This window comes from Nonomuraea sp. KM88, from assembly GCF_052245635.1.
GTDB lineage: Bacteria > Actinomycetota > Actinomycetes > Streptosporangiales > Streptosporangiaceae > Nonomuraea.
The window spans coordinates 75,563-100,993 of sequence record NZ_JBQQCC010000004.1 but is presented as its reverse complement, the minus strand read 5'-3'; the positions used below and the strand labels follow the sequence as shown (position 1 = coordinate 100,993).

Annotated in this window: 25 protein-coding genes; 12 read left to right on the top strand and 13 right to left on the bottom strand. The window is 71.6% G+C overall.

Features of this window, described 5'->3' with window-relative positions; genetic code table 11:
• Window positions 1–8 precede the first annotated feature (8 nt).
• Both ACTWPV_RS13765 and ACTWPV_RS13760 read right to left on the bottom strand, forming a co-directional pair.
• Window positions 9–209: an EF-hand domain-containing protein gene (locus ACTWPV_RS13765; RefSeq protein WP_347645635.1), complete on the bottom strand. Its 201-nt coding sequence runs from the start codon at window positions 207–209 to the stop codon at window positions 9–11.
• Window positions 210–241: 32 nt separating this feature from the next.
• A complete protein-coding gene (locus ACTWPV_RS13760) occupies window positions 242–1,120 on the bottom strand; it encodes a LysR family transcriptional regulator (protein ID WP_443152029.1) in 879 nt (292 codons plus the stop codon).
• A gap of 62 nt (window positions 1,121–1,182) precedes the next feature.
• On the opposite strand from ACTWPV_RS13760, the gene ACTWPV_RS13755 reads away from it, so the two are divergent.
• Window positions 1,183–2,163, top strand: a complete 981-nt coding sequence (locus ACTWPV_RS13755) for an aldo/keto reductase (protein ID WP_443152028.1) — start codon at window positions 1,183–1,185, stop codon at window positions 2,161–2,163.
• Here ACTWPV_RS13755 and ACTWPV_RS13750 read toward each other — a convergent pair whose 3' ends face one another.
• From ACTWPV_RS13750 to ACTWPV_RS13735, 4 genes are all read right to left on the bottom strand, one after another.
• Window positions 2,164–3,351, bottom strand: coding sequence for a tetratricopeptide repeat protein (locus ACTWPV_RS13750; protein WP_443152027.1), 1,188 nt, complete (start codon window positions 3,349–3,351; stop codon window positions 2,164–2,166).
• Window positions 3,348–4,748 carry an AAA family ATPase gene (locus ACTWPV_RS13745; RefSeq protein WP_443152026.1) on the bottom strand — a complete coding sequence of 467 codons (1,401 nt, stop codon included), beginning with the start codon at window positions 4,746–4,748 and terminating at the stop codon, window positions 3,348–3,350. The genes ACTWPV_RS13750 and ACTWPV_RS13745 overlap by 4 nt, the downstream gene beginning before the upstream one ends.
• Window positions 4,749–4,891: 143 nt before the next feature.
• Window positions 4,892–6,181, bottom strand: a complete 1,290-nt coding sequence (locus ACTWPV_RS13740; protein ID WP_347645630.1) for a hypothetical protein — start codon at window positions 6,179–6,181, stop codon at window positions 4,892–4,894.
• Between the two features lie 135 nt (window positions 6,182–6,316).
• On the bottom strand, window positions 6,317–8,344 hold the full coding sequence (locus ACTWPV_RS13735; protein WP_443152025.1) for an MMPL family transporter: 2,028 nt from the start codon (window positions 8,342–8,344) through the stop codon (window positions 6,317–6,319).
• 195 nt (window positions 8,345–8,539) lie between these two features.
• Here ACTWPV_RS13735 and ACTWPV_RS13730 point away from each other — a divergent pair, with 195 nt between their 5' ends.
• A complete protein-coding gene (locus tag ACTWPV_RS13730) occupies window positions 8,540–9,784 on the top strand; it encodes an MFS transporter (RefSeq protein WP_443152024.1) in 1,245 nt (414 codons plus the stop codon).
• On the opposite strand, the gene ACTWPV_RS13725 is transcribed toward ACTWPV_RS13730, so the two are convergent.
• From ACTWPV_RS13725 to ACTWPV_RS13715, 3 genes are all read right to left on the bottom strand, one after another.
• The gene (locus tag ACTWPV_RS13725) at window positions 9,776–9,964 is read right to left on the bottom strand and encodes a hypothetical protein (RefSeq protein ID WP_347645627.1); all 189 of its coding nucleotides are present in this window, start codon (window positions 9,962–9,964) and stop codon (window positions 9,776–9,778) included. The two genes, ACTWPV_RS13730 and ACTWPV_RS13725, sit on opposite strands and share 9 nt — an antisense overlap.
• Window positions 9,965–10,117: 153 nt before the next feature.
• Window positions 10,118–11,272 (bottom strand): NAD(P)/FAD-dependent oxidoreductase, encoded by a 1,155-nt coding sequence (locus tag ACTWPV_RS13720; RefSeq protein ID WP_443152023.1) that lies wholly within the window; start codon window positions 11,270–11,272, stop codon window positions 10,118–10,120.
• Between the two features lie 38 nt (window positions 11,273–11,310).
• Window positions 11,311–11,943 carry a hypothetical protein gene (locus ACTWPV_RS13715; RefSeq protein WP_347645625.1) on the bottom strand — a complete coding sequence of 211 codons (633 nt, stop codon included), beginning with the start codon at window positions 11,941–11,943 and terminating at the stop codon, window positions 11,311–11,313.
• Window positions 11,944–12,041: 98 nt separating this feature from the next.
• On the opposite strand from ACTWPV_RS13715, the gene ACTWPV_RS13710 reads away from it, so the two are divergent.
• The 7 genes from ACTWPV_RS13710 to ACTWPV_RS13680 all read left to right on the top strand — a co-directional run bounded on the left by ACTWPV_RS13710 (window position 12,042) and on the right by ACTWPV_RS13680 (window position 18,614).
• Entirely contained in the window at window positions 12,042–12,671 is a 630-nt protein-coding gene (locus tag ACTWPV_RS13710) for a helix-turn-helix domain-containing protein (protein WP_347645624.1), read from the top strand.
• A gap of 78 nt (window positions 12,672–12,749) precedes the next feature.
• On the top strand, window positions 12,750–13,919 hold the full coding sequence (locus ACTWPV_RS13705) for a homogentisate 1,2-dioxygenase (RefSeq protein WP_347645623.1): 1,170 nt from the start codon (window positions 12,750–12,752) through the stop codon (window positions 13,917–13,919).
• The gene (locus ACTWPV_RS13700; protein WP_347645622.1) at window positions 13,916–14,683 is read left to right on the top strand and encodes a hypothetical protein; all 768 of its coding nucleotides are present in this window, start codon (window positions 13,916–13,918) and stop codon (window positions 14,681–14,683) included. The genes ACTWPV_RS13705 and ACTWPV_RS13700 overlap by 4 nt, the downstream gene beginning before the upstream one ends.
• A complete protein-coding gene (fahA, locus tag ACTWPV_RS13695; protein ID WP_443152022.1) occupies window positions 14,680–15,783 on the top strand; it encodes a fumarylacetoacetase in 1,104 nt (367 codons plus the stop codon). Before ACTWPV_RS13700 ends, fahA begins: the two co-directional genes overlap by 4 nt.
• A 76-nt stretch (window positions 15,784–15,859) precedes the next feature.
• Complete coding sequence (locus tag ACTWPV_RS13690; RefSeq protein WP_347645620.1) at window positions 15,860–17,047, top strand: L,D-transpeptidase; 1,188 nt, start codon at window positions 15,860–15,862, stop codon at window positions 17,045–17,047.
• Window positions 17,048–17,102: 55 nt separating this feature from the next.
• A complete protein-coding gene (locus ACTWPV_RS13685) occupies window positions 17,103–17,534 on the top strand; it encodes an NfeD family protein (protein WP_347645619.1) in 432 nt (143 codons plus the stop codon).
• Between the two features lie 3 nt (window positions 17,535–17,537).
• Window positions 17,538–18,614, top strand: coding sequence for an SPFH domain-containing protein (locus ACTWPV_RS13680; RefSeq protein ID WP_347645618.1), 1,077 nt, complete (start codon window positions 17,538–17,540; stop codon window positions 18,612–18,614).
• A 73-nt stretch (window positions 18,615–18,687) separates the two neighbouring features.
• Here the strand turns inward: ACTWPV_RS13680 and ACTWPV_RS13675 are convergent, their stop codons facing one another.
• From ACTWPV_RS13675 to ACTWPV_RS13660, 4 genes are all read right to left on the bottom strand, one after another.
• Entirely contained in the window at window positions 18,688–19,218 is a 531-nt protein-coding gene (locus tag ACTWPV_RS13675) for a hypothetical protein (RefSeq protein WP_347645617.1), read from the bottom strand.
• Between the two features lie 359 nt (window positions 19,219–19,577).
• Window positions 19,578–20,162: a hypothetical protein gene (locus ACTWPV_RS13670; RefSeq protein ID WP_347645616.1), complete on the bottom strand. Its 585-nt coding sequence runs from the start codon at window positions 20,160–20,162 to the stop codon at window positions 19,578–19,580.
• On the bottom strand, window positions 20,159–20,749 hold the full coding sequence (locus tag ACTWPV_RS13665) for an RNA polymerase sigma factor (RefSeq protein ID WP_347645615.1): 591 nt from the start codon (window positions 20,747–20,749) through the stop codon (window positions 20,159–20,161). The genes ACTWPV_RS13670 and ACTWPV_RS13665 overlap by 4 nt, the downstream gene beginning before the upstream one ends.
• A 6-nt stretch (window positions 20,750–20,755) precedes the next feature.
• A complete protein-coding gene (locus ACTWPV_RS13660) occupies window positions 20,756–21,949 on the bottom strand; it encodes a Gfo/Idh/MocA family protein (protein ID WP_347645614.1) in 1,194 nt (397 codons plus the stop codon).
• A 159-nt stretch (window positions 21,950–22,108) separates the two neighbouring features.
• On the opposite strand from ACTWPV_RS13660, the gene tdh reads away from it, so the two are divergent.
• The 3 genes from tdh (at window position 22,109) to ACTWPV_RS13645 (ending at window position 25,314) form a co-directional block, all read left to right on the top strand.
• Entirely contained in the window at window positions 22,109–23,176 is a 1,068-nt protein-coding gene (tdh, locus tag ACTWPV_RS13655; RefSeq protein ID WP_347645613.1) for an L-threonine 3-dehydrogenase, read from the top strand.
• A complete protein-coding gene (locus ACTWPV_RS13650) occupies window positions 23,176–24,345 on the top strand; it encodes a glycine C-acetyltransferase (RefSeq protein ID WP_443152021.1) in 1,170 nt (389 codons plus the stop codon). Before tdh ends, ACTWPV_RS13650 begins: the two co-directional genes overlap by 1 nt.
• 66 nt (window positions 24,346–24,411) lie before the next feature.
• Entirely contained in the window at window positions 24,412–25,314 is a 903-nt protein-coding gene (locus ACTWPV_RS13645) for a LysR family transcriptional regulator (RefSeq protein WP_443152020.1), read from the top strand.
• Window positions 25,315–25,431 lie beyond the last annotated feature (117 nt).

The window sequence follows — 25,431 nt, the reverse complement described above, 5'->3', positions numbered from 1 at the left end:
GTTTGTTATCACTTCTGGAGGAAGGCGGCGAACTCCTCCACGTCGATCAGGCCGTCGCCGTCCTTGTCGAGCTGCCGCACACCGGCCTGCGCGGCCTCCAGCGTCACCGGCCGGCCAAGCACCTCCATCAGCCGTACGAGCTCGACGGCGGAGATGCGCCCGTCCTTGTCGGCGTCGATCAGTTCGAAGGTGGTCGCGTAGTCGCTCATGGGTCGCCCTTCTGCCGGGATCCGCTGTCGCGTCAGACCTTAGTAGCGACTTGTCGTAGTGCGTCGATGAATGCCGTGACTTGCGGTCTCCTGTCGCCTTCTCGCCACGCGATGGCGAGTTCGCCTGGAGGTAGCCCGGTGACCGGCCGGTAGGCCAGCCCCGGCCTGCTGTAGAGCTCGGCGTTGCCCTCGGCCACGAGCACCACGCCCAGCCCGCCGGTCACGGCCTCGAACACCTCCTCGGGCGTGTTGGCGATGACCCCAACGACCGGCTCGTCGTCGCGCGCGTCGAGCCCGAGCCAGAAGTCGCGCAGCGGCCCCGCCACCGCGGGCAGCGCGATGAACGGCTCGCCGCGCAGAGCCGGGAACGGCACCTCCGCCAGCCCGGCGAGCCGGTGATCGGCCGGCATGGCCACCCCACGCCTTTCCGTGGCCACCACGTACGTCCGCACCCCCGGCGGCACCGGCAGCCAGATGAACGCCACGTCGGAGCTCCCGTCGGCCAGGCCGCCGCTGGGGTCGTCCCATCCGACCAGTCGCAGCGCGACCTCCCAGCCCGGCAGCCGCTCGCGGAAGCGGCGCAGGGCCGCCTGATGCAGCCCTCTGCCCACGGCCGTCTGCATGCCGATCACCAGCGTCCCCGGCGGCGCAGCGGCGCGCGCCTCCGCCACGCCGGCGGCCCACCGTCCGAGCAGGTCGCGGGCGACCGGAAGCAGCGCCTCGCCCTGCCTGGTCAGCGCCATCCCGCTGGGCACCCGCTCGAACAGCCCGAACCCGAGCTGCCGCTCCAGCACCCTGAGCTGCTTGGACAGGGCCGGCTGGGAGACGAACAGCCGCTCGGCGGCCCGCGTCACGTTGAGCTCCTCGGCCACCGCCACGAAGTAGTGCAACTCCCGCAGATGCACCTCCATAGCCACTGGTTATAGCAAAGGGTCTTGGACCTGTGTCCCAGCCGCCCGGCAGGCTGGCGGTCATGAAGACCCGCACTCTTGGAGACCTGCAGGTGCCCGCCATCGGCTTCGGCGCCATGGTGCTCTCCCCCGGCATGTACGGCGACATCGACGACGACCGTGCCGAGACGGCGCTCAGGGCGGCGCTGGACGCGGGCGGCACCCACGTGGACACCAGCGACGCCTACGGCCCGGACGGACACAACGAGCGGCTCGTGGGCCGTGCGATCAAAGGGCGCCGCGACGAGGTGGTGGTCGCGACCAAGTTCGGCCTGGCGATCCCGGAGGGCGAGCCCAGCAGGGCGCACCCGGTCGGCTACGCCTTCAACGAGCTCCGGGTGAACGCCGAGCCGCGCCTGGTGCGCCGCTACGCCGAGCACAGCCTGCGCAACCTCGGCACGGACGTGATCGACCTCTACTACGCGCACTACCCCGACCCCGGCGTGCCGATCGAGGAGACCGTCGGCGCGATGGCCGGCCTGGTGCGCGACGGGTTGATCAGGCATGTCGGCCTGTCCAACGTGACGGCCGCCCAGCTGCGCGCGGCGCACGCCGTCCACCCGGTGTCGGCCGTGCAGAACGAGTGGTCGATGTGGCGGCACGTGGACCCGGACCTCCTGGCCACCGCACGCGAGCTGGGCGTGGGCATCGTGGCGTGGAGCCCTCTCGGCAGCGGCTTCCTGACGGGCACGGTCCAGTCGCTCGGCGAGGACGACTTCCGCCACAACGCCCCGCGCTTCGACGCGGGCAACCTGGCGAGCAACAACGACCGCTACGCCCCGATCAGGGCCATGGCCGCCCAGCTCGGCGTCACCCCCGCCCAGCTGGCCCTGGCCTGGCTCCTGCACCAGGACGAGCACGTGGTGACCATCCCGGGCAGCCGCACCCCCGCCCACATCGAGGAGAACCTGGCGGCGGCCGACCTCACCCTCCACCCGGACACGCTGGACGCGATCGGCAAGGCGCTGGCCGCGTTCGAGGTGTCCGGCGGGACCCTCCTCTAGTCAGAGGAGCTCGGGCCTGCCGCGTACGCCGGCCGCCACCCAGACCGTGGCCAGGCAGGCGTACACGCTGAGCAGCGCCACGCCCGCCACGGCGAAGAACGCCGACACGACGACGGCCCCGGCGAGCAGGACCGCCCAGGCGTAGAGAATCATGCGCCGGCGCTCCGAGCCGGTGTGCGCGGCCTCCTGAGCGGGGGTGACCATGGCCATGGCCCCGACACCCACCATGCCGAGCGGCTCGCTGCCGAACACGATCCCGAGCCCGAGCACCACCGCGCCCACGGCCACCAGGCCGCAGCAGAGCACCGCCATGCGGGACTCGACGGCCTCGAAGAGCAGCTGGGTGGTCCTGCCACGGGCCAGCCGCAGCGTCGTGACCGCCTCGGCGACCCAGGCCGCCCAGTGCAGCAGCGCCACGACGACGAAGACCAGGATGACCGGCGGGATCGTGGGCAGGAGGAACACCAGCCACCACCTGCCACGGTACCTGCCGCGCACCCCCGACAACCACCGGTACAGGGGGTTGCGCTGTTTGAGCGCCGTCACCAGCAGGTCCCGGGCCTGGCCGTAGCCGGGATCCAGGCGGAGCACCTCGCGGAAGGCCTCCGCGGCCTGCCGGGGCTCGCCGAAGGCCAGCTCCGCGCGGCCGTAGGCGAGGTGCGCGATGGCGCTCTCCGGATCCAGCCGTACGGCGTGCGCGGCGGCGGCCCTGGCCTGCTGCGCGTCCCCGAGCACCGTGCAGGCCACCGCCAGCAGGCTCACCAGGTCGCAGTCCTCCGGGTCGATGGCCAGCCCGCGCCGCGCCGCCTCGGCCGCCTCACGCCGCTGGCCGGCCAGCAGGTGCGTACGGGCGAGCTGGTTCCAGATCGGCGGATGCTCGGGATTGAGCCGCAGCGCGGTGGTGGCGGCGGCCAGCGCGGCGGCGGGGCGGCGGGCCCGGTGGTGCACCTGCGCGGCCGCGTAGTGGGTGAACCAGTGGTCGGGCGCGAGGCGTACCGCCTCGTCGGACTCCTCGACGGCCTCGGCCGCGTTGCCCTGCAGCACCAGGGCGAGGGCCAGGAAGGCGTGCGCGGTGGCGTACTGCGGCTGCTGGGCGAGCACCCCTCGCAGCTCGCGCTCGGCGTCGGCGGGCCTGCGCAGCCGCAGCAGGGTCCGCGCCCGCTCCAGGGGGTCACCCGTGGTCGTCACCGCTTGCCTTTGACCCAGGGCAGCAGCTCGTCCCACGCGCCCGAGTCGTTCGCGTGCATGACGTAGTTGCGCGCCGTGGCCATCCACTCGTGCACCGCCGCGGGGCGGACGGTCTGCGCGGCGGCCAGCAGGTCGGGCGTCGTCAGCGGTATGGGACGGCCGGCGCTGATCGACTGCCGCAGCTTGGCCTCCACCGCCCGGTCCACCAGGCCCTTGAGGTCGGCGCCGACGAAGTGGTCGGTGACCCGGGCGACCGCGTCGTAGTCCATCTCGGCCAGGGGCTTGTCACGGCACAGGATGCGCAGGATGGCCGCGCGGGCCGCGGCGTCCGGCGGTGGGACGAGCACGGGCTGGTCGAAGCGGCCGGGCCGGCGGAAGGCCGGGTCCACGTACCAGGGGGCGTTGGTGGCCGCCAGCACGAGGACGCCCTCGTTGGCGTGCTCGTCCACGCCGTCGAGCTCGGCCAGGAACTGGTTGACCAGCTGCCGCGTGTGCGCCTGGCGCATGTCGGAGCGGCGGGCGGCCAGCGCGTCGACCTCGTCGAAGAAGAGCACGCACGGCCGGTTGCGCCGGGCCAGGTCGAACGTGGCCCGCAGGTTGCGCTCGCTGGAACCGATGTACATGTCCAGGATGTCGGCCAGGCCGACGTTGACGAACTTCGCGCCGAGCTCCCCGGCGGCGGCCCTGGCGAGGTGGGTCTTGCCCGCGCCGGGAGGGCCGTACAGCAGCACGCCGCCACCCGCGCGCTTGCCGAACGCGGCGAACATCTCCGGCTGCTGGAGCGGGAGCAGCAGCTTGACGTGCAGCGCCTCCTTGACCGCCTCCATTCCCGCCACGTCGGCGAAACTCACCTGGGAGTGCTCGACCTCGGCGGTGGCCCGGTCCGCGGGTCCCGGGGAGGGCGCGTGGTAGGCGGGGGCAGGTGCGGCGTGAGGCCTGGCATGGGGTGCGGCGTACGGCGGGGCCGGGGGCGCCGCCTGCGGCTGGGGTGGGGGCGGGGGCGCCAGGCGGGCGGCGAGGGCGGCGTCGCCCACGGACGGGTCGCGGGCAACCGCCTCCTGGTAGCGGCGGGCCGCCTGCGCGGTGTCGCCCTCGCCGAGCAGCGCCCTGGCCGCCAGCACCCCGAGTACGGGCGGGTGGCCGGGCGTGTCGAGCAGCGGCTCCAGCGCGGCCAGAGCGGCCCCGTGGGCGCTCTGCCTGATGAACGCCTCCGCCAGCCCGGCCGTGAGCTCGGCGTCCCTCGGGGCGAGCGCGAGCGCCCCGCGGAACTCGGCCTCGGCGTCGGCGAGGTAGCCGCCGGCGAGGAGCTGACCGGCGAGGTGCCGGCGCAGCGGAAGGTTGTCCGGTGATAGACGCGCCGCCTCGCGGAGCGCCTTAAGGCCGGCGTCGTCCGACACGTGCCGTTCCCTTCTGTCGGGGTTTGGGTGGTTCAAGGTTCGTAACATACCGAAACCAGCCCCTGGACATCCGGAATGTGCACCCAGGACAGAAAGCCGGGCACCGCCTCAGGGAGGCGATGCCCGGCTTCCCGGTCGGACGATCAGGCGGCGTGCAGGTAGATCTGGCCGAAGACCTCGGACAGGTTCTTCAGGTCCGTGACCATGTCCACCTCGGGGTTGGCCGGGTCGTAGACGGTGGCCAGGCGGGCGCGGACCGTGCCCAGCTTCTTGAGCTGATCCCAGGTGGTGTTGGCGGCCCACTTCTCGCCGTACACGCGGTTGACCTGGCCCTGGTCGTCCTGCCAGCGGGTCCACAGGGTGACCGTCTCCGCGGCGTCGTCCTGCAGCGGGGCGGCGATGCGGTCGGTGATGGCCTGGGTGGCCTGCTCCTCGTTCAGCTGGGCGCTGCCGGCGGCGGCGAAGGAGGCGTCCTCGGCGGCGATCTGGCCGTAGGCGTCCCAGGCGCGGGCCCTGACCTGGATCCACTGGTTACGCTGGGCCTCGGCGGCGTCGATCTTCCAGGTGGCGTACTCCGTGGCCAGGTGGCCGCTGTCCAGGGCGAGCTGGTCGATGAGGCCCTTGGCGAGCCAGCCGCCGATGCGCTCCGGGTCGAGCAGCGGATACTTCTTGGTCATCTCGGCCTTGCAGGCGTCGTTCGAGCCGCAGCCGAAGAGCGGCACCACCGTGTGCGCGGCCAGCTTCTTGCCCGGGAGCAGCCCGCGCAGCGTGGTCGTGGCCTCGCTGACGAACGCGTCCAGCTCGTCGGCAGTGCCGAACGCCTGGTTGTCGGCGCCGAGCTTCGAGGTGAACCTGACACCCACCACCCCCGGCTGGGCGGCGGCCAGCGCGGCGACCTTCTTGGCGGCCTCGGCGAGCTTGCCCGCCTTGTAGTCGTCGGCGAGCTCGGTGTCGATCCAGATCCGCATGTTCGTCTGGGAGACGGTCTGCGCGGCCTGGCCCGCCGGGGTCTGCTTGGCGGCGGCCTTCTGCTCGGGGGTGATGCCGCTGCCGTCGACGTAGCACTGCTCGCCGTTCTGGCACTCGGGCGTGCCGCCGTCCTCGGCGCCCGGGACGTCCGGCGAGCCGGCGTCGTGCACCTCGCCGTCACCCTCCGAGTCCGTCGCGCACTCGTTGCCCGCCTGGGTGCAGTCGACCGTGACCGGGTCCATCGGGCCGGCCTCGACCATGTGCTCGCCGTCGTTGTCGAGCCAGAACTTCGCGATGTCGGCGGCCTCTTCCGGGGTGGCCATCCACCGGCACACGACGTACGCGGGGGTGTCCTCGGAGAGGAGGTCGTTGCAGCTCCTCGGGTCGTCCTCCGACCACGCGGGAACGCCGATGCCCAAAAGGGAGAGGGCCAGTCCGATGACGAAGAGCTGCCGCAGTCGCATGGCACCTTACTTCCAGGGGGGTGATCGTGGGCATTCGCACAATATCCGGACGATCAACAACGTTCAATGAAATCTATGCCTTTACTTCACGGCTATGCCGACGCGAAGTAGGTGTTTCCGTCATGTTCACCTGGGTCACTCCTCCACCTCGGCCCACGTCCATCCGTCTCGGGTGGCCCGGACCACCCTCGTACGCCCGGCCGTCACCCTGACCCATGCGGGCCGCTCCGACAGCTCGCGATCCTCCTGGGCAAGCGGCACCGGATCGGTGTCCGCCCCGAAGACCGCCGGGCGGCCCTTCACGGTCACCGGCAGCATCCCTGCGCCGCTCCCGAACCGTACGACCGGCAGATCCGCCGACCCGTCCCGCCTTCCCCTTCCGGCGCCGACCGGCCCAGGCGCGACAGTCGGCGCACCGGAGGAGCGGGTCGGCTCCTCGAAGGGGCGCGTCCGACGAGCGGAAGGGCGGGCGGCCGCCGTGGAAGGGGCGGCCGGAGGAGTGGAGGGGCGGGCGGGCGCTCGGGAAGGGCGCGTCAGGAGCGCTGAGCGGCGGCGGAGACGGGTGAGGGCCAGGAGGGCGTACGGCAGCGCGCAGACCACCAGCGCCGCCCACGGCAGCGACCCCGCGTAAGCCGCCAGCAGGTCCGTACGAGCCGCCGCAGGACCGCCGGCCACCACCTCGCGCACCTTGGGCCCCGGATCCGCCGACCTGATCGAGGCGACCAGTTCCCCCGCGGCGGCGGACACGGGGTCGAGGGCGTGGTGGACGGACAGGCGGACCGCGCCGTGCTCCTGGGAGAGCCCGGCCACGGAGACCCCCGTGACGTGCGGCAGCCGTTCGAGACGGCGGGCGAGGGACCGTACGTCGGAGGCGGTCACCCGCGTGACGGCGCTGATCGGCGTGTGGCCCTGCCCGAGCGGCCCGGGTTCGCGGGGCTCGCCCGAGAAGGAACGCTCGACGAGGACGTGCACGTCGAGCGCCCCGAGCGGGTTCCCGGGGAAACCCCGCTCGACGATCTCGGCGACCCTGCGGCTCTCCGCGCCGGCGGGCAGCGCACGACGGTCCACGCCGCCGAGCTGAGCCTGCGCGTACGGCACCGCCAGCGCCGCCAGCACGGCGGCCGTCGCGACCAGGTGCGGCACGACCGGGCGTGGCCGCCACCAGAGTCCGGGGACGATCCGCAACGCGGCCACGCCCCGGCCGAGCACCCCGAGCAGGGCGGCGGGCACGACCAGCGCGACGCCGGTGGCGAGGAGCGCCACGGCCGCCGCCACGGGCCCGAACGCGCTCAGGGACGCCCTCGGGAACAGCAGCAGCCCGAGCAGGGACACGGCCACCGCCGTCCCGGACAGGGCCACGGTACGTCCGGCCGCGCCCAGAGCCCGTTCGCAGGACACCTCGCCGCCGGGCGGGCCCCCGGTCCCGAGCGTGTCCGTGAACGCCTTGACCATGAACACGGCGTACCCGGCGGCCAGCGCGAACCCGAGCACGGCGGCGGCGTACAGCGAGGTGATGGAGATCTCGACCACCTCGGTGAGCAGCCGCAGCAGCATCACCGTGCCCCCGACGGCGAGCAGCCCGGCGAGCACCGGCACCGCGGCTGCCACCAGGCTCCCTGAGACCAGGACGAGCAGCGCGAGGAGCACCGGCGCGGCGACGGCCGCGGCGCGGGCCAGGTCGGCGGCGGCCCGCGCGTTGCGCTCCGCCAGCAGCGGCACCGGCCCGCCGACCCCGACGTGCAGGTTCTGGACGCTCCTGAGCCGGTCCGCGATCGCCGCGTAGCGTTCCAGCTCGGCGCCGTCCCGGAGGGTGACCAGCGCGTACGTCGCGTGCCCGTCGCCGGACACCATCGCCTTCGACCCGGTCGTCCAGTACGTGGCCAGCCCGCTCACGTGCGCCGCCGGCAGCCGCCGCAGCGAGTCGTGCACCGCCTTCTTGTACCGGGGATCGCGCACCTTGACCGACGGGTGCCGGTAGAGGACCACCACGTCGGGGGCGGCGTACCACTGCTCGCCCCAGCGGGCGGCGGTCGCCGAGCCGGACGGCGGGTCCTCGGCGCCGCCCGTCATCCGCCCGAACAGCTCCAGCCCCAGTGGGACGGCGAGGACCGCCCCCACCAGGCTCAGAAGTAGCAGCACGCGGGCGATCCGCGTGTACCGCATGGCCCGATCCCGTCGCCGACTGCAGGGACCTAGCAAATTACGGGACGGGCAGGCTCGATTCTTGCCCGCCGCCGGCACATTCCGGGGGTTGCTCTTGTCACCGGCGTGACAAGAAATATTCGCGCGACAACAGCGGGACGCCCCTGGAGAATGGTGGGGTTTGACCTTTACAGGGGGCCGCGGGTGCACAGTTTCATGAACGATCTCGGGCTGCTCCGCGACCGCCGGTTCGCGCTGCTGCTGGCCGCGCGGACGATCTCCGTGCTGGGCAGCGCGTTCGCGCCGGTGGCCCTGGCGTTCGGCGTGCTCAACCTGCCCGGCGCCACCGCCTCGACGTTGTCGGTCGTGCTCACCGCCGAGGCGCTGCCGATGGTCGTGTTCACCCTGGTAGGCGGCGTCATCGCGGACCGGCTGCCGCGGAATCGGGTGCTGACGGCCGCCGAGTTCCTGATGGCCGCGGGTTTCTTCGCGCTGGCGGTGATGATGCTCACCGGCTGGACCCCGCTGCCCGCGCTGAGCGCGGCGGCGGCGCTGAGCGGCGTGGCCACGGCCGTCGCGTTCCCCGCGCTGACCGGCATCATCCCCGAGGTCGTGCCTGAGGACCGTCTGCAGACCGGCAACGCGCTGCTCGGCCTCGGCATGAACGTCTCCCGCGTGGCAGGCGCGGTGCTGGGCGGCGGCGCCGTGGTGTTGTTCGGCGGCGGCTGGGCGCTGGCGGTGAGCGGCGCGATGTTCGCGGTGGCCGGCGTGCTGGTCGCGCTGCTGCGCATGAAGCCGGGCGAGCGCCCGAGGGGCGAGCGGCACTCGGTGCTGGCCGACCTGCGTGACGGGTGGCGGGAGTTCAGCTCGCGGCAGTGGATCTGGGTGGTGGTCGCGCAGTTCTCGCTGATGATCATGGCCATTCAGGCCTCGCACGGGGTGCTCGGCCCGCTGCTGGCCAAGGAGAGCCTGGGCGGTCCCGCGGCATGGTCGGCGTTCCTGGCGGGCGAGGCCGTGGGCACGATCGCCGGGGTGCTGGTGTCGCTGCGGCTGCGGCCGAAGCGGCCGATCCTGGTGGCCGTGCTGCTCTGCCTGCCGACCGCGCTGCCGACCGCGCTGCTCGGGCTCGACGCCCCGCTCTGGGGCATCGTGGCCGGGGCGTTCGTGCTCGGCGTGTGTTTCGACGTGTTCGGCGTGTTGTGGATGACCACGATGCAGCGCGAGATCCCGGCCGAGTCGCTGTCGCGGGTCAGCTCGTACGACATGCTCGGGTCCCTGATGTTCGGCCCGCTCGGCCTGTTGCTGGCGGGGCCGGCGGCGAGCCTGTTCGGCATCGAGGCGGCGTTGCTGGGGTGCGCGGTCATCGTCGTGCTGTCGACGCTGGCGGCGCTGCTCTCCCCAGGGGTGCGCAACCTGCGCGCCCCGGAGCCGAAGGCGCCGCTGGAGCCGGCCTCACCCTGACCGGAGAGAGGCCCGGAAATAGGCGTTGGCCCGCGGCTGGAACATCAGGGCCAGCGCGCCGATCACGGCCCCCAGGTGGAGGATCCTCGCGGCGGCCCCTACCACGCCCATCAGGTCCATCCCGGCCACGGCCTGGCTGATCGAGCCGCCCGCGAGCAGCCATTCGACCGGTTCGATCACGAGCGAGATCGTACCGAACACGCCCAGCGTCCCGGCCAGAACGCGCCCAGCGCCACCGCCGCCAGCCAGAGCGTGGCGGCCGTCCGCACGACGGTGCGATCATGCCCGCCGTCCCCCGAATCGCCGGTGAGGCAGGCCCTACCACGCCCGGCCCTACAGGACGTTGCCGCTGGTCCTCAGCCCGCGCGACGGGATCCGCTCGTGCAGCCCGAAGCGCGGCTCGGGCGCGTGATGGCCGTCGAGCACGCCCGCCACGTAGCCGGCCAGCGCGGGCGCGTGCTTGAACCCGTGCCCCGAGTCCCCGCCGAACAGCCACACCCCCGGCGACACCTCGTTGACGATCCACTCGGCGTCCGGCGTGAGCGCGTACTGGCACACCTGGCTGAACAGCACCGGCGCCTGCGCCAGCGAGGGGAACCTGCGCCGGAGGTACGCGCGTGCCCGCTCGACGCCGGCCGCGTCCACCTCCCGCGAGCCGTGCTCCGGATCGTACGGCTCCCCTTCCGCGTCGGAGGTGGCCTTCATCCCCACCCCGTCCACGTCGCCGTGACCGTAGGCGGAGGCCCCGTGGTCCACCCAGGCGGGCGTCTCGGGGACGGACCACGCGGACGGCACCGCGAAGTGCAGAGTGTCCTGCTTCGTCACGGTAACCGGCACGTCGTCGAAGAGCGCGGGCAACCACGCGCCGCACGCCCACACCACCCGGTCGGCGTGCCGCACCTCGCCGTCGATCTCGACCGCGGCCTGGTACGGCGCCGCGTCGCCCGCTGTGCCCCCCGCTGTGCCGCCCCGTACGGGCACCGCCCGCGCCCTGACCAGCCGGACCCCGGACGCCACCGCCAGGCCGGCGGTCACCTGGGTCGCCCGCCTGGCCCTCAGCACGCCCGCGTACGGCTCCCAGAGCAGGAAGCTGAGGTCGTCGGCGCGCAGGTCGGGGAAGAAGCGGCCGCCGTCGGACGGGTCCAGCACCTCACACGGGATGTCCAGATTTTTCAGCGCCTGAGCGCTCTTGTGCTCCCACCCGTCGGGCGTCCTCGCGAACCAGACCATGCCGGCCTCGTGGTACAGCTCCTCGCCGGCCCGTTCCTCCAGCCTGCGCCAGCCGTCCCTGGCCTGCCAGGCGAGCTGGGCGTACCAGGCGTCGTCGCCGTGCGAGCAGCGCAGGAGCCGGGTCTCACCGGCGCTGGACTGCCGGACGTGCCCCGGCCTGTGCTGCTCGACGAGCGTCACCTGCCAGCCGGTTTCGGCCAGCCGCAACGCCAGCGATGACCCCCATATGCCCGCTCCGACCACGATGACCGATTTCATGACACCAGGTGACCGCAAAAGGCACGTGCCCGCAAGGCTCAGCCGACGATGATCCGGACCACCACGCCGGCGCAGTTGCCCGCCACGCAGATCCGCACCGGGACCTCGAAGACGCCCGGAGCCGCGGGGACGCCGCCCACCTGGCCGTCGGGCCCGATGCTCACGCCCGCGGGCAGCCTGGCCTGGTCGGTCACCGTGAACGTCGGGAGCACGCCGGCCGGGCCGCCCTCGACGCCGATCTCGCCGTCGAGCGGAACTCCCACCTTGCCGGGAAAGGTCAGGTCACGCGGCTCCCACGGCTCGTAGCCGAGCACCACGAGGGTCAGCTCCTGCTCCCGGCACGACCCTTCCGAGCAGATCCCGACGGGGGCGACGAAGGTGCCGGAGCGCTGCGGCGTGCCGTGCAGCAGGCCGCTCGCGTCGACCCGGACCCCGACCGCGACGTGGCCGGGGCGGAACGTGACGCCCCCGGCGGTGGGCAGCAGGCGCCGGCGCACCTCGATGCCCCGGGTGAGGTGGAAGGTGTCCTCGACCAGGCTCCCGCCGGCCCGGTCGTACGAGGTGCTGGTGGACACGGTGGACACGGGGCCGGTGAGCGTCGGCGCCGCGGGGGTCAGCGCGCACATGGTCAGACCGGCAATCAGAAGCAGCGACCTGTGCCGCATCGTCACCCCCAGGTTCTTCCCGTGCGATACGTACCCGTGTAACCGCGCTACGTCACCGGCCTGGTCGCCCCGCTCCCCCGCTCCCTCGCTGGATAATCGGTCGCATGGCCGCTGAATCCGCCCAGACCCTGGAGCGCGGGCTGCGCCTGCTGCGCCTGCTCGCCGACGGCAAGAACGGCCGCACGCCGACCGAGCTGAGCGCCGAGCTGTCGCTGAGCCGTCCCGTGGTCTACCGGCTGCTGACGACGCTGATGAACGAGGGGTTCGTCCGCAGGGACGCCGGCGGCCGGGTGCATCTGGGGTTCGGGGTGCTGGTGCTGGCGCAGGCCGTGCAGCCGCTGCTGCGGGCGGCGGCGATGCCGGCGCTGCGGCGGCTGGCCGAGGAGGTGGGCGCGACCGCGCACCTGACCGTGGCCGAGGGCGACGACGGGCTGGCGGTGGCGGTGGTGGAGCCGTCCTGGACCGACATGCACGTGGCCTACCGCGAGGGCTCGCGCCATCCGCTGGCGAAAGGCGCGGCGGGGCGGGCGATCCTGGGGCTGCGCGAGGGCGGCGACGACTATTTCGTCACGGAAGGGCAGTTGCAGGAGGGTGCGCGGGGTGTCGCCGCGCCCGTCACCGGGCTGCCCTGGCTTGAGGCGTCGGTGGGGGTGGTGACGTTCGGGCCGCTGGAGGTGTCCACGGGGCCGCGGGTGGTGGCGGCGGCGGCCGAGCTGGCCGCGGCCCTGGGTTGACATCTCCAGACCGATAGCGGACGGTAGTCGCGTATAAGGGACACTGCCGTCCGGTTAACGGACACATTGGAGGGGCAGATGCCGTACTACCGGGTCGTGGGGGAGGTGCCGCGCAAGCGGCACGTGCAGTTCAGACGGCCGGACGGCGGTCTCTACGCGGAGGAGCTCATGGGCGAGGAGGGATTCTCGTCCGACTCCTCGCTGCTCTACCACCGCCACCTGCCCACCGCCATCGTCAAGGCGGAGGCGGTCACGCCCACGGCCGAGGCCCGCCTCGAGCCCAACCTGCCCCTCTCACCCCGCCACTTCCGCACGCAGGAACTGTCCAGCGCGGGCGACCTCGTCACGGGCCGCATGCTGCTGGCCGGCAACGGCGACGTCCGGTTGTCGTACGCCACCAGCGACCGGCCGAGCGAGCTCTACCGCAACTCCATGGGCGACGAGTGCGTCTACGTCCAGCGCGGCACCGTGCGCTTCGAGTCCACGTACGGCGTGATCGAGGCAGGCGAGGGCGACTACGTCGTCATCCCGACCGGCACCATCCACCGCTGGGCGCCCGAGGGCCAGGTCAGCGTGCTGGCCATCGAGGCGGGCGGGCACATCAGGCCGCCCAAGCGCTATCTGTCGCAACACGGGCAGTTCCTGGAGCACGCGCCCTACTGCGAGCGCGACCTGCGCGCCCCGGCCGAGCCGCTCGTCGTGGAGGGCGAGGAGGTGCCGGTGCTCGTGCGCACGCGCGGCGGGCTGACCCGGCTGGTCTACCGCAACCACCCCTTCGACGTGGTCGGCTGGGACGGCTGCCTCTACCCGTTCGCGTTCAACATCAACGACTTCGAGCCGATCGTGAAGAAGACGCACGCGCCGCCGCCGGTGCACCAGACGTTCGAGGGGCCGGGGTTCGTGGTGTGCTCGTTCTGCCCGCGGCCGCTCGACTACCACCCGGAGGCCATCCCGATCCCGTACAACCACCACAACGTCGACTCCGACGAGTTCATGTTCTACGCGGGCGGCGACTACTCCGCGCGCAAGGGGTCCGGCATCGACGTCGGCTCGATCTCCCTGCATCCCGCCGGGTTCACGCACGGGCCGCAGCCCGGAGCGGTCGAAGCGGTGATCGAGGCGGTCGGGCGCGGCGTCACGACGACGAGCGAGATGGCCGTGATGGTCGACACGTTCCGCCCGCTCGACCTCGGCCCGGCCGCGCTGTCCTGCGAAGACCCCGGCTACGCCTGGACCTGGGCACGATGAGCATCTTCACGGCACTGATCGACGACGCGGGCCTGTTCCCGCCGACGTCGCTGCACATGGACGAGGCCCTGTCCCGCAACCGGCGCGACCTCGAGAGCGGCAGCCCGGTCCTCACGCAGAGGTTCCTCTGCCCGGCCAGCCGGCTCGACCGGCTGCGCGGCATGGCGTTCCGGCCGCGGCGGATCGGCCTCATCGTCGACACCGACGAGCTGCCCGCCTTCGACGACCTGCCCGTGGACATCGTCGAGATCCGCCCGCCCGCCGACACCCCGGTCGCCGCGGTCGCGGCCCGGCTGGCCCTGCCGGAGGGGGTGCGGCTCTTCGTCGAGGTCCCGCCGCACAAGGTTGCCTTCCAACCGCCCGCCGGGGTGGGGCTGAAGGTGCGCTGCGGCGGCCCGTCGCCTGAGGACTTCCCGCCGGTCGACCACCTCGCGGCGTTCATCAGGTCGTGCGTGGAGCACGGCATCCCGTTCAAGGCCACGGCCGGGCTGCACCACGCCGTACGCCACTTCGACCCCTCGCTCGGCGTCGACCGGCACGGCTTCCTCAACCTGTTGATGGCGGTCTGCGAGGCCGTGGAGGGGCGCGATCCCGGGCCGGCGCTGCGCACCACCGACGTCGGCCATCTCGTACGCCTGGCGCGGTCCGTGACCGAGGACACCGCGAAGCGCGCCCGCGAGCTGCTGGTGAGCTACGGCTCGTGCAGCACGGGTACGCCCGTCGAGGACCTGCGCGCACTCGGACTCGTGGAGGTGAACGCATGAGCTGGGGAGTCGACAACCTGCCCTACGGGGTCTTCTCCTGCCCGGGACAGGCGCCCAGGGTCGGCGTACGGTACGGCGACAAGGTGCTCGACCTGGCGCCGGCGCTGCACGACGAGGTGTTCGCCGCCCCCACGCTCAACCCGTTCATGGCCAGGGGGCGCGCCGCCTGGCACGACACCAGGACCCTGATCCAGAACAAGCTGACCGGCGACCTCTCGGTGACGGAGGCGCACCTGATCCCGCTGGAGCAGGTGCGCCTGCACCTGCCGTTCGAGGTCGCCGACTACGTCGACTTCTACGCCTCGATCGACCACGCGAGCAACCTCGGCAAGATCCTCCGCCCCGGCGACGAGCCGCTGAAGCCCAACTGGCGGCACCTGCCGGTCGGCTACCACGGCAGGTCGGGCACCGTCGTCGTGTCGGGCACACCGGTCAGGCGCCCGCACGGCCAGCTCGGCCCGGGGGTGTTCGGGCCGTGCAAGAAGCTCGACATCGAAGCCGAGCTGGGGTTCGTGGTGGGCGTGCCGTCCGATCACGGCTCGCCCGCGGGGGCGTTCGAGGAGCACGTGTTCGGGGTGACGCTGGTCAACGACTGGAGCGCGCGCGACATCCAGGGCTGGGAGTACGTGCCGCTCGGGCCGTTCCTGGGCAAGTCGTTCGCCACGTCCGTCTCGCCGTGGGTCACCCCGCTGGAGGCGCTGCCCAGGATCCCCGGCCGCGCCCAGGACCCCGAGCCCGCCGCCTACCTGCGCAGGCATGGCGACTGGGGGCTCGACATCACGCTGGAGATCCTGCTCAACGGCGAGAGCGTGTCGCGGCCCCCGTACGCGGCGATGTACTGGACACCCGACCAGATGCTGGCGCACATGACGGTGAACGGCGCCTCGCTGCGCACCGGAGACCTGTTCGCCAGCGGCACGGTCTCGGGCCCCGAACGCGGCGAGCGGGGTTCGCTCACCGAGCTGACGTGGAACGGCACCGACCCGATCAAGCTGGCCAGCGGCGAGACCCGAGCGTTCCTGCAGGACGGCGACACCGTGACGATCCGGGCGACGGCCGGCGACCTGACGTTGGGGGAGGTTTCCGGAACCGTCCGATAAGTCACTCCGCGTGCTTGCATGCTGACACACCGCTACCCTAGGGAGCCCCTCTCACCCTCGGAAAGCAGGAGTGGACATGCGGCGTGCCGTGGTGACCTTTGTCGCCCTTCTCCTGGTCTGTGGCTGCGCGTCGTTCCCGGCCGAGACCTCGCCCGCCCCGCCCGTGGTGCGCGTGTGGCCGCCCCTCGACGCCAAGCGCGCCCGCACCGACCGCGGGCTCGTGATCGAGGCGCAGGGCGGCACGCTCGCCCAGGTCACGGTCCACGAACGCGGCGAGCCCGTGCCGGGCGGGCTCGACCGGTCAGGCACGGTCTGGCGCTCCCGCTGGACACTCGAACCCGCGGCCGAATACACGGTGAGCGCCACGGCCACGGTCGCCGGCGGCCCCGCGACGGTGGCGCTGGGCCGCTTCCGCACCCGCGCGGCCAGGCGTACGTTCCAGGTGGCCGCCACCGCCCCCCTGCCCGGCGAGACGGTCGGCACGGGCATGCCGATCATCATCGACTTCGACACCCCCGTGGAAGACAGGGCGGCCGTCGAGCGCGCGCTCGAGGTCACGGCCGAGCACCCGGCGGAGGGCGCCTGGCGGTGGTCCAGCGACACGAGGGTGGTCTACCGTCCCCGGGAGTTCTGGGCGCCCCGGCAGCAGGTCACCGTCACGGCGCACCTGGCTGGAGTGCGCGCGGCCGGCGGCCTGCACGGCGCCGTCGACTCCACGTTCGCCTTCACCGTGGGCCGCTCGCAGACCAGCACGATCGACACCGGGACCCACCAGATGGTCGTCCGCCGCGACGGCCGGATCGTGCAGCGCATGGCCATCAGCGCGGGCATGGCCACCACAGAGGAATACACCACGACCAGCGGCATCCACCTGACCATGGACAAAGGCAATCCGGTCCGCATGGTTTCCCCGGGCCGTGACGAGGGCGAACCCGACTTTTACGACATGATGATCGAGCATGCCGTACGCATTTCCGACACCGGCGAATACGTGCACGCCAAGGACAACCTCTGGGCGCAGGGCCGGGAAAACGTCAGCCACGGTTGCGTCAATGCCCGGCCGGACCAGGCGGAGTGGTTCTACACCACCACCCTGCGCGGCGATCCGGTCGTCATCACGGGCACCGACCGCACCCTCGAATGGGACAACGGGTGGGGTTTCTGGCAACTTCCGTGGGAGAAATGGCGGCAGGGGAGCGCGCTTTCCGAAAACGGGCACGGCGCGCCCATGGGTGCCGCGAGGGTGAATCCAGGGCTACCTTAGAGCAAGGGGAACAACCCGCCGGTGCAGGCCCGTTGTCCTAGTAGGAGGGCCGGACATGGATGAATGGATCATCTGGGTAATCCTCGCTGTCGTCCTCGGCGTGGCCGAAATATTCACGCTCACGGCCTCGCTCGGGCTTTTGGGTGCGGCCGCTCTCCTGACCGCCGCCACCGCGGCGCTGGGCTTGCCCGTTCCCCTGCAGTTAATGTTCTTCGCCGCTTCGTCGGCTGCCGGCCTGCTGGTGCTCAGGCCCATCGCGATGCGCCATATCAAGCAGCCGGCGCTGCAACGATTCGGGGTGGAAGCACTCGTCGGCAAGCCCGCCTACGTGGTCTCGGAGGTGACGGGCCGCGACGGTCGCGTGCGCATCGGGGGTGAGGAGTGGTCCGCGCGCGCGTACGACGAAACCCTGGTGATCCCCACAGGGGCGACCGTCGACATCATCGAGATCGAAGGGGCGACAGCCCTCGTCTATCCCCGGGAGTGACTCATGGATCCGCTCTTGCTGGTCGGAATCTTCATCATCCTCTTCGCGGTGTTCACCGTGCTCAAAGCAGTGCGGATCATCCCGCAGGCGCGGGCGCGCAACGTGGAGCGGCTCGGCCGATACCACCGCACCCTCAAGCCCGGCCTCAACTTCGTCATCCCCTACATCGACCGCGTCTACCCCGTGATCGACCTCCGCGAGCAGGTCGTCTCCTTCCGTCCCCAGCCCGTCATCACCGAGGACAACCTGGTCGTCGAGATCGACACCGTCCTCTACTTCCAGGTCACCGATCCGCGCGCGGCGGCGTACGAGATCGCCAACTACATCCAGGCCGTCGAGCAGCTCACCGTCACGACGCTGCGTAACGTCGTCGGCTCCATGGACCTGGAGAAGACCCTGACCTCCCGCGACACCATCAACAGCCAGCTGCGCGGCGTCCTCGACGAGGCCACCGGCAAGTGGGGGCTGCGCGTCAACCGCGTCGAGATCAAGGCCATCGACCCGCCGAAGACCATCAAGGACGCGATGGAGAAGCAGATGCGGGCCGAGCGCGACAAGCGCGCCGCCATCCTCAACGCCGAAGGCCAGCGGCAGTCGCAGATCCTCACCGCCGAAGGCGAGAAGCAGAGCCGCGTCCTGCGCGCCGAGGGCCAGCGCACGGCCGCCATCCTGGAGGCCGAGGGCCAGTCGCGCGCCATCGACCAGGTCTTCCAGGCCGTCCACCGCAACGACCCCGACCCCAAGCTGCTCGCCTACCAGTACCTCCAGGTGCTGCCGCAGCTCGCGCAGGGCGACGGCAACACGTTCTGGGTGATCCCGAGCGAGGTCACGTCGGCGCTGCAGGGGGTGTCGAGGGCGTTCACGGAGGCCCTGCCGAAGTCGGCGGCCACCCGCGAGGAGATGCCGGAGAGCTCGGCCGCGGAGGAGGAGGCCGCCAAGGCCGCGGAGGCCGCTGCCGAGGCCGTGGCCGACGCCCAGCAGGCCGAGAGCCCGAAGGGGCCGCGCCAGCTCACGCAGGGCGCCCGGGAGCCCGCCGCATTCCCCGACCTGGACAAGAAGCCGACGGAGGCCGAGCGCTGAGAGTTTCGGTCAAGAGAGTTGCTCCGGGCGGCCGGCAGGTCAGTTGAGGGGCGGGAGGCCGGCCGCCACCGGATCAGGAGGCGATCTCGAAGATGGCGGCCACCTGGCTCTCCCGATGGGCGTCACGGGCCCGGCAGGCCAGTTTGACCGCCGCATCGGCGATGACGAGGTCGCGGTTCGCCGGGGCGATGTCATCGCCCATCTTGGTGCGCAGCCACTCCGAGATCTCGGCCCAGGAGTAGAGGCTGATGTTGTCGGCCTCCATCAGAGGCTTCGGGAAACCACCGGGGCCGCGCTGGCCCGCGGCGAGCTGCCGGAGGCTGGCCTGGGTGCGGCCTCCGTGCCGGCGCGCCGCGTCCCCCAGCGTCACCCCGTCGTCGTGGCCGACCCCGGTGGCCCAGAGACCCGGGACCGTCCTGATCTGGGTGAGCACGGATGCGATCGCGTCCAGCAAGGTCTCCGCTTCGCGGTCGCACATGACGTAAGTTCTGCCGTCTTTGAGGCTCGAAACGGTGCAGTCATCGAGACCGGCCTCGAACAGAGCGTCCAGCTCCTCGCCTGTGACCGCTCGATTCAGCGTGACGCGGAAGTCCCACGTAATCATGACCTCTCCTCGTTCTTTGCGCACTCCGCGTGCTCGTCGACCCATCGGAGAATGCGCTTCGCGTGGTTGCCCGGGTTACGCGGCGTGCACCAGATTGACTGCGCAGGGGCACCGCAGGCGCATTCGATCCATCCCCAGCGGTGCCCGTTGTGGCTTTCCACCACGGTCAACCACTCGAACTTGCGGATCGCCCTGAAGACGGCATTGATTTCGTTGTGCTGATGTCTTCCTCTACCGACCATGTACCAACCTTGCAACAGTGTTACACGATTAGTACGGCAATTCCAACCCTGGCGTTCCAGCTGCACACGACGGCGCCCGCCACACGAAATCGTGTGGCGGGCGCCGGAGTGCTGGGATCAGTGCGACAGAGGCGCGTCCGTCGTGTCCACCAGTTCGCATGCGGTGATCGGGTCCTGGCCCACGCGGGCCCAGATCCCCGCGACGACCCCGCCGTTGTTCTCCGAGACGCTGAACTCCAGCACCCCCGTCTGCCCCTCGCCGATCACCCGCGGGTCGATGGCGAAGCCCGGTTCGGTCTTACCGCCGGGCGCCGGGAACGGCGCCAGCGGCGCCTCCTCGTCGCTCAGGAAGTGGCTGCTGCGCGGCTGCGGGCTGCACTTCTTGCCGCGGGGGATGTAGGTCACCACCACGTTCGCTCCCATGGCCCGCAGGTCCTCCTGGAGCCGCTCGGGGTTCTTGGCCTCGTTGATGGTGATGTGGATGAGGCCGTCGGGGAGCTTCTCCACCGCGTACGCGGGGGTGCCCCCGAAGAGCAGCGGCACGGCCACGGCGGCGGCGACTGCGAGGCCCAGGACGGGCGCCAGCACGGCGGGGCGCGGAACCCGCCGCTTCGCGGGCCGCTTGTCGATCTCGGTCATGACGAACTCCTTGAGCAGTCGGTGACGGCCCTCGGGAAGTTCACGTTCGGTCGGCCAGTTCATCGGGTCTCCCACGTCTGACGAGGGCCACGGTCACCTGTTACCTGTCGGTCCGGCGGCGGGGGTTCCCCCGCGGCGGCGAGTTTCCCGCGCGCCCGTGACAGCCTCGACTTCACCGTGCCGACCGGGATGCCCAGCGCCTCGGCCGTCTGGGCGTAGTCGAGGCCCGCCCAGACGCACAACGCGAACACGTCCTGCTCCTGGCGGCGCAGCCGGCCGTACGCGGCACGAACCGCGGCCAGCCGTTCGGCGTCCTCGATCCGGCCCACGACCTCGTCGGCGAAGTCGGGCACCGACTCGCCTCTGGGCAGCCTGGCCAGGGCGTCGTCGTGCCTGCGGGCGGCCCTGCGCATGTTGCGGGTCACGTTGGTGGCGATGCCCAGGAGCCACGGCCGCAGGGAGCCGCCGCCGGGGTCGATGCGCCCGCGTAACCGCCAGGCTTCGAGGAACGTCAGCGCCGTCACGTCCTCGGCCGTGGACCAGTCGGCGGTCAGGCGGAAGGCATGGTTGTACACGGCCTTGGAGCACTCGTCGAAGAGTTCGCCGAAAGCCGCCCTGTCTCCATCCCGGATCCGGGTGCGTATATCCACATATATCTACTGTCCGGCCGCCTGCTCCGGTTCCACCTGCCCCCGGTCGAAGTACGCGACCAGCTCGGGGTCGAGGTCCGGCACGTCGTAGGGCATGCCGCCGTTCCGCAGCGACATCGTCGCCATGTAGCCGGCCGCCACGCTCATCCGCGCCGCCACCGGCGAGGTGTCCGTCACGCCGCCGTCCCTGACGAACCTGAGGAACTCCGTCACGATCTCGGCGTCGGCGCCCCCGTGCGTGCCCTGCGCGGCCGGCACCTTGTACGTGACGTCGGCGTCGCCCCGGTAGCCGGTGGGCCCCGTGTTCCACACCTTGACCGTGTCGCCGGGACCGTCGCCGAAGTTCTCCAGGCGGCCCTCGGTGCCGATGACCGTGTAGTTGCGCACGTAGTCGGGCGTGAAGTGGCACTGCTGGTAGGCGGCGATGACGCCGTTGTCCAGGCGCATGTTCATGACGGAGACGTCCTCGACGTCCACGACGTGGTGCAGGTCGCGATGCCCGGACGGCGGCCAGGTGTAGTCCTGGAGCCAGCCGTCCGGCCGTGGCGTGCCGGGGTCGCGGCGCGGCAGGTCGCCGTAGAGCATCAGGTCGCCGAACGCGTTGACCCTGGTGGTGTAGCCGCCCGCGAGCCAGTGGATCACGTCGAGGTCGTGCGCCGCCTTCTGCAGCAGCAGCCCGGTGGTCCTGGTGCGGTCGGCGTGCCAGTCCTTGAAGTAGTAGTCGCCGCCGTAGGAGACGAAGTGGCGCACCCAGACGGTCTTCGGCTCGCCGATGACGCCCTTGCGGATGATGTCGCGCATCAGGCGGACCACGCCCATGTGGCGCATGTTGTGGCCGACGTACAGGCGGGTGCCGGTGCGCCGGGCGGCGCGCAGGATGCGGTCGGCGCTCTCCACGGTGATGGCCAGCGGCTTCTCCAGGTAGACGGCCTTGCCCGCCTCCAGGCAGTCGATGGCGATGCGCTCGTGCGTGTCGTCGGGCGTCATCACGATGACCGCGTCGAGGTTGTCCCTGCCGAGCAGCTCGCGGTGGTGCTCGGTCAGCAGTTGCGCCTGGAAGCGGCCGGCCTGTCTCTTGAGCACCGCCGGGTCGGAGTCGCACAGGGCGGCCACCACCGAGCCCTTACCGGGGCGATGGGCCGCCAGGGCGAGGCTCGTGCGCAGGCCGAGGCCGATGACGCCGATACGCAGGTCGTTCACGTGGGTTCCTTCCGAAGGCGGACGAAATAGTACAGGGCGCCTGCTACCGGGCGGCGGCGTGAAGCTGTGCTGTGGGGGCACTTAAGAAAGCCTCGATGGACACGCTGGGCGGGGAACGGGCACAGTGCGTTACTGATGCTTCGACGTAGGGGGACGCGCATGAAGGCGCTGGTCAAGGAGCGGGACGAACCCGGCCTCGCGCTGGTGGACGTGCCGGAGCCGGAGGTGGGGCCCGGCGAGGTGAAGATCCGGGTCCTGCGGACCGGCATCTGCGGCACCGACCTGCATATCCGGAAATATGACGATTGGGCGCGGCATACCCTGAAACCTCCGTTGATCGTGGGTCATGAGTTCTCCGGCCACGTGGTCGAGGTGGCGCCGGACGTCGAGGACATCACCCCCGGCGACCTCGTCAGCGGCGAGGGACACCTCGTCTGCGGCAAGTGCCGCAACTGCATGGCCGGCCGCAGGCACCTGTGCCGCAACACGATCGGGCTGGGCGTCCACAGGGACGGCGCGTTCGCCGAGTACGTCACCCTGCCCGCCTCGAACGTCTGGGTGCACCGTGTCCCCGTCCATCCCGACGTGGCCGCCATCTTCGACCCGTTCGGCAACGCCGTACACACCGCGCTCTCCTTCCCCCTGGTCGGCGAGGACGTGCTGATCACCGGCGCGGGCCCGATCGGGCTCATGGCGGCGGCGGTGGCCACGCACGTCGGCGCGCGCAACGTGGTCATCACCGACGTCAGCGACGAGCGGCTCGACCTGGCCCGCAAGCTCGGCGTCTCGCTCGCGCTCAACGTCTCCACGTCCCCGATCACCGAGGGCATGCACCGGCTCCACCTGCGCGAGGGCTTCGACGTGGGGCTGGAGATGTCCGGCAACCCGGCGGCGCTGCGCGACATGATCGCCAACATGACCCACGGCGGGAAGATCGCCATGCTCGGGCTGCCCGCCGAGGAGTTCGCCATCGACTGGGCCACCGTCGTGACGTCCATGATCACGATCAAGGGGGTCTACGGCCGCGAGATGTACGAGACCTGGTACAACATGTCCGTGCTGCTGGAGAAGGGCCTCGACCTCTCCCCCGTGATCACCGACCGTTTCCCCTACCACGCCTTCGACGCCGCCTTCGACACGGCCGCCAGCGGCCGTACGGGCAAGGTCATTCTGGACTGGAGCGCAACGCCGGCCGAAGCGGCCACGACCACCGACAGGAGCGCCTGATGTTCACGAACGTGCGCGAGCAGCTGCGTACGACGCTCGACGAGATCACCGAGGCCGGGCTGCTCAAGCCCGAGCGCGTGATCAGCACCCCGCAGAGCTCCCAGGTGAGCGTGGCAGGGCGCGAGGTGCTGAACTTCTGCGCCAACAACTACCTGGGCCTGGCCGACGATCCCACGGTGGTCGAGGCCGCCAAGGAGGCGCTCGACCGGTGGGGGTTCGGGATGGCGTCCGTACGCTTCATCTGCGGCACCCAGGAGGTGCACAAGGAGCTCGAAGTCCGCCTGTCCGACTTCCTCGGCATGGAGGACACCGTCCTCTACAGCTCCTGTTTCGACGCGAACGGCGGCGTCTTCGAGACGCTGCTCGACGCCCAGGACGCGGTGATCTCCGACGCGCTCAACCACGCCAGCATCATTGACGGCATCCGGCTCTCCAAGGCCAAGCGGTTCCGGTACGCCAACCGGGACATGGCCGAGCTGGAGGCCAGGTTGAAGGAGGCGTCGGAGGCACGGCGGCGGCTGATCGTGACCGACGGCGTGTTCTCCATGGACGGATATCTCGCCCCGTTGCGCGATATCTGCGACCTGGCCGAGCGGTACGACGCCATGGTGATGGTCGACGACTCGCACGCCGTCGGCTTCGTCGGGCCCACCGGGCGCGGCACACCCGAGCTGCACGGCGTCACCGACCGGATCGACATCATCACCGGCACGCTGGGCAAGGCTCTCGGGGGGGCCAGCGGCGGCTACGTCTCGGCCCGCAAGGAGATCTGCGAGCTGCTGCGCCAGCGCTCGCGCCCCTACCTGTTCTCCAACTCGCTCGCGCCCGTCATCGCCGCCGCGTCGCTGCGCATCCTCGACCTTCTGGAGACCTCGGACGACGCCCGCGAGCGGCTGCGCGCCAACACCGCCCGTTTCCGCGGCGGGATGGCCGCGGCCGGGTTCGACATCCTGCCCGGCGACCACCCGATCGTGCCCGTGATGATCGGCGACGCCGCCGAGGCGGGCGCCCTGGCCGAGCGCCTGCTCGACCTCGGCGTCTACGTGATCGGCTTCTCCTACCCCGTCGTGCCGCACGGCCAGGCGAGGATCCGCGTCCAGCTGTCGGCCGCGCACTCGCAGGAGGACGTCGACCGCGCGATCGAAGCCTTCACCCAGGCCCGCGCCTGAGTCGCGGCCCCGCCCGCCTGGACGCCTCGTCGCGTGACAGGGGCGGGGGGTCAGTATTCTCGCTGCGTGATAGACACGCGGCGGCTGCGTACGTTGCGCGCGGTGGCCGACCACGGCACGGTCACCGCCGCGGCGGCGGCGCTGCACCTCACGCCCTCGGCCGTGTCCCAGCAGCTCGCCGCCCTGGAGCACGAGGTGGGCCACCGCCTGCTCACGCGTGACGGGCGCGGCGTGCACCTGACCGCGGTGGGCAAGATCATGATCGCCCACGCCAACGAGGTCCTCGCCCAGCTCGAACGCGCCGAGGCCGAGGTGGCCGCGTACACCACGGGCGAGGCGGGCGAGGCGACCGTGGCCTGCTTCGCCACCGCGATCAGCGCCGTGCTCTCGCCCACGATCGCCGCCCTGCGCTCCACCGCCCCCGGCCTGCGCGTACGCGTGCTCGACGCCGAAGGCGACCAGAGCCTGGCCATGCTGCTCGACGGGGAGGTGGACCTGGCGATCGCGGTGGAGTACCGGGACGCGCCCGACGCCTCCGACCGCCGGTTGTCGCGCATGCCGCTGTACGCGGAGCCGTTCGACCTGGTCCTCCCCCGCGACCATCCGCTGGCGGGGTCGGCCACGCTGGAGTCGCTCGCTTCCGAGACGTGGATCGGCCCCTATCCGGGCAATCCGGTGCACGACGTGATCACGTTCGCCTGCCGGCAGGCGGGGTTCACGCCGGACCTCGCCCACTGCTCCGACGACTTCAGCGCCGTGGTCGCCCTGGTGGGCGCGGGCGCGGGGGTGGCTCTCGTGCCGCGGCTGGCGCTGCGCGACATGGCGCTGCCCGGGGTCGTCGTACGCCACACGCCGGGGCCGGAGCGCCGCGTCTTCGCCGCCGTGCGCCGTGGCGCCGACTCCCATCCCCTCCTGCGCCCGCTCCTGGCGGGGCTCCGCACGATCTCCGGCTCCCTCGGAACAGGGTGAAACACATCTCCTTCATCCGGGACGTCAGATGTGTTCACCCACCGGAAGGAAATCACATGGGGCCGCCCGGCCCCGAGAACGTTTCGAGGAGATCTGCACAGCGCACTGTCCCGACCG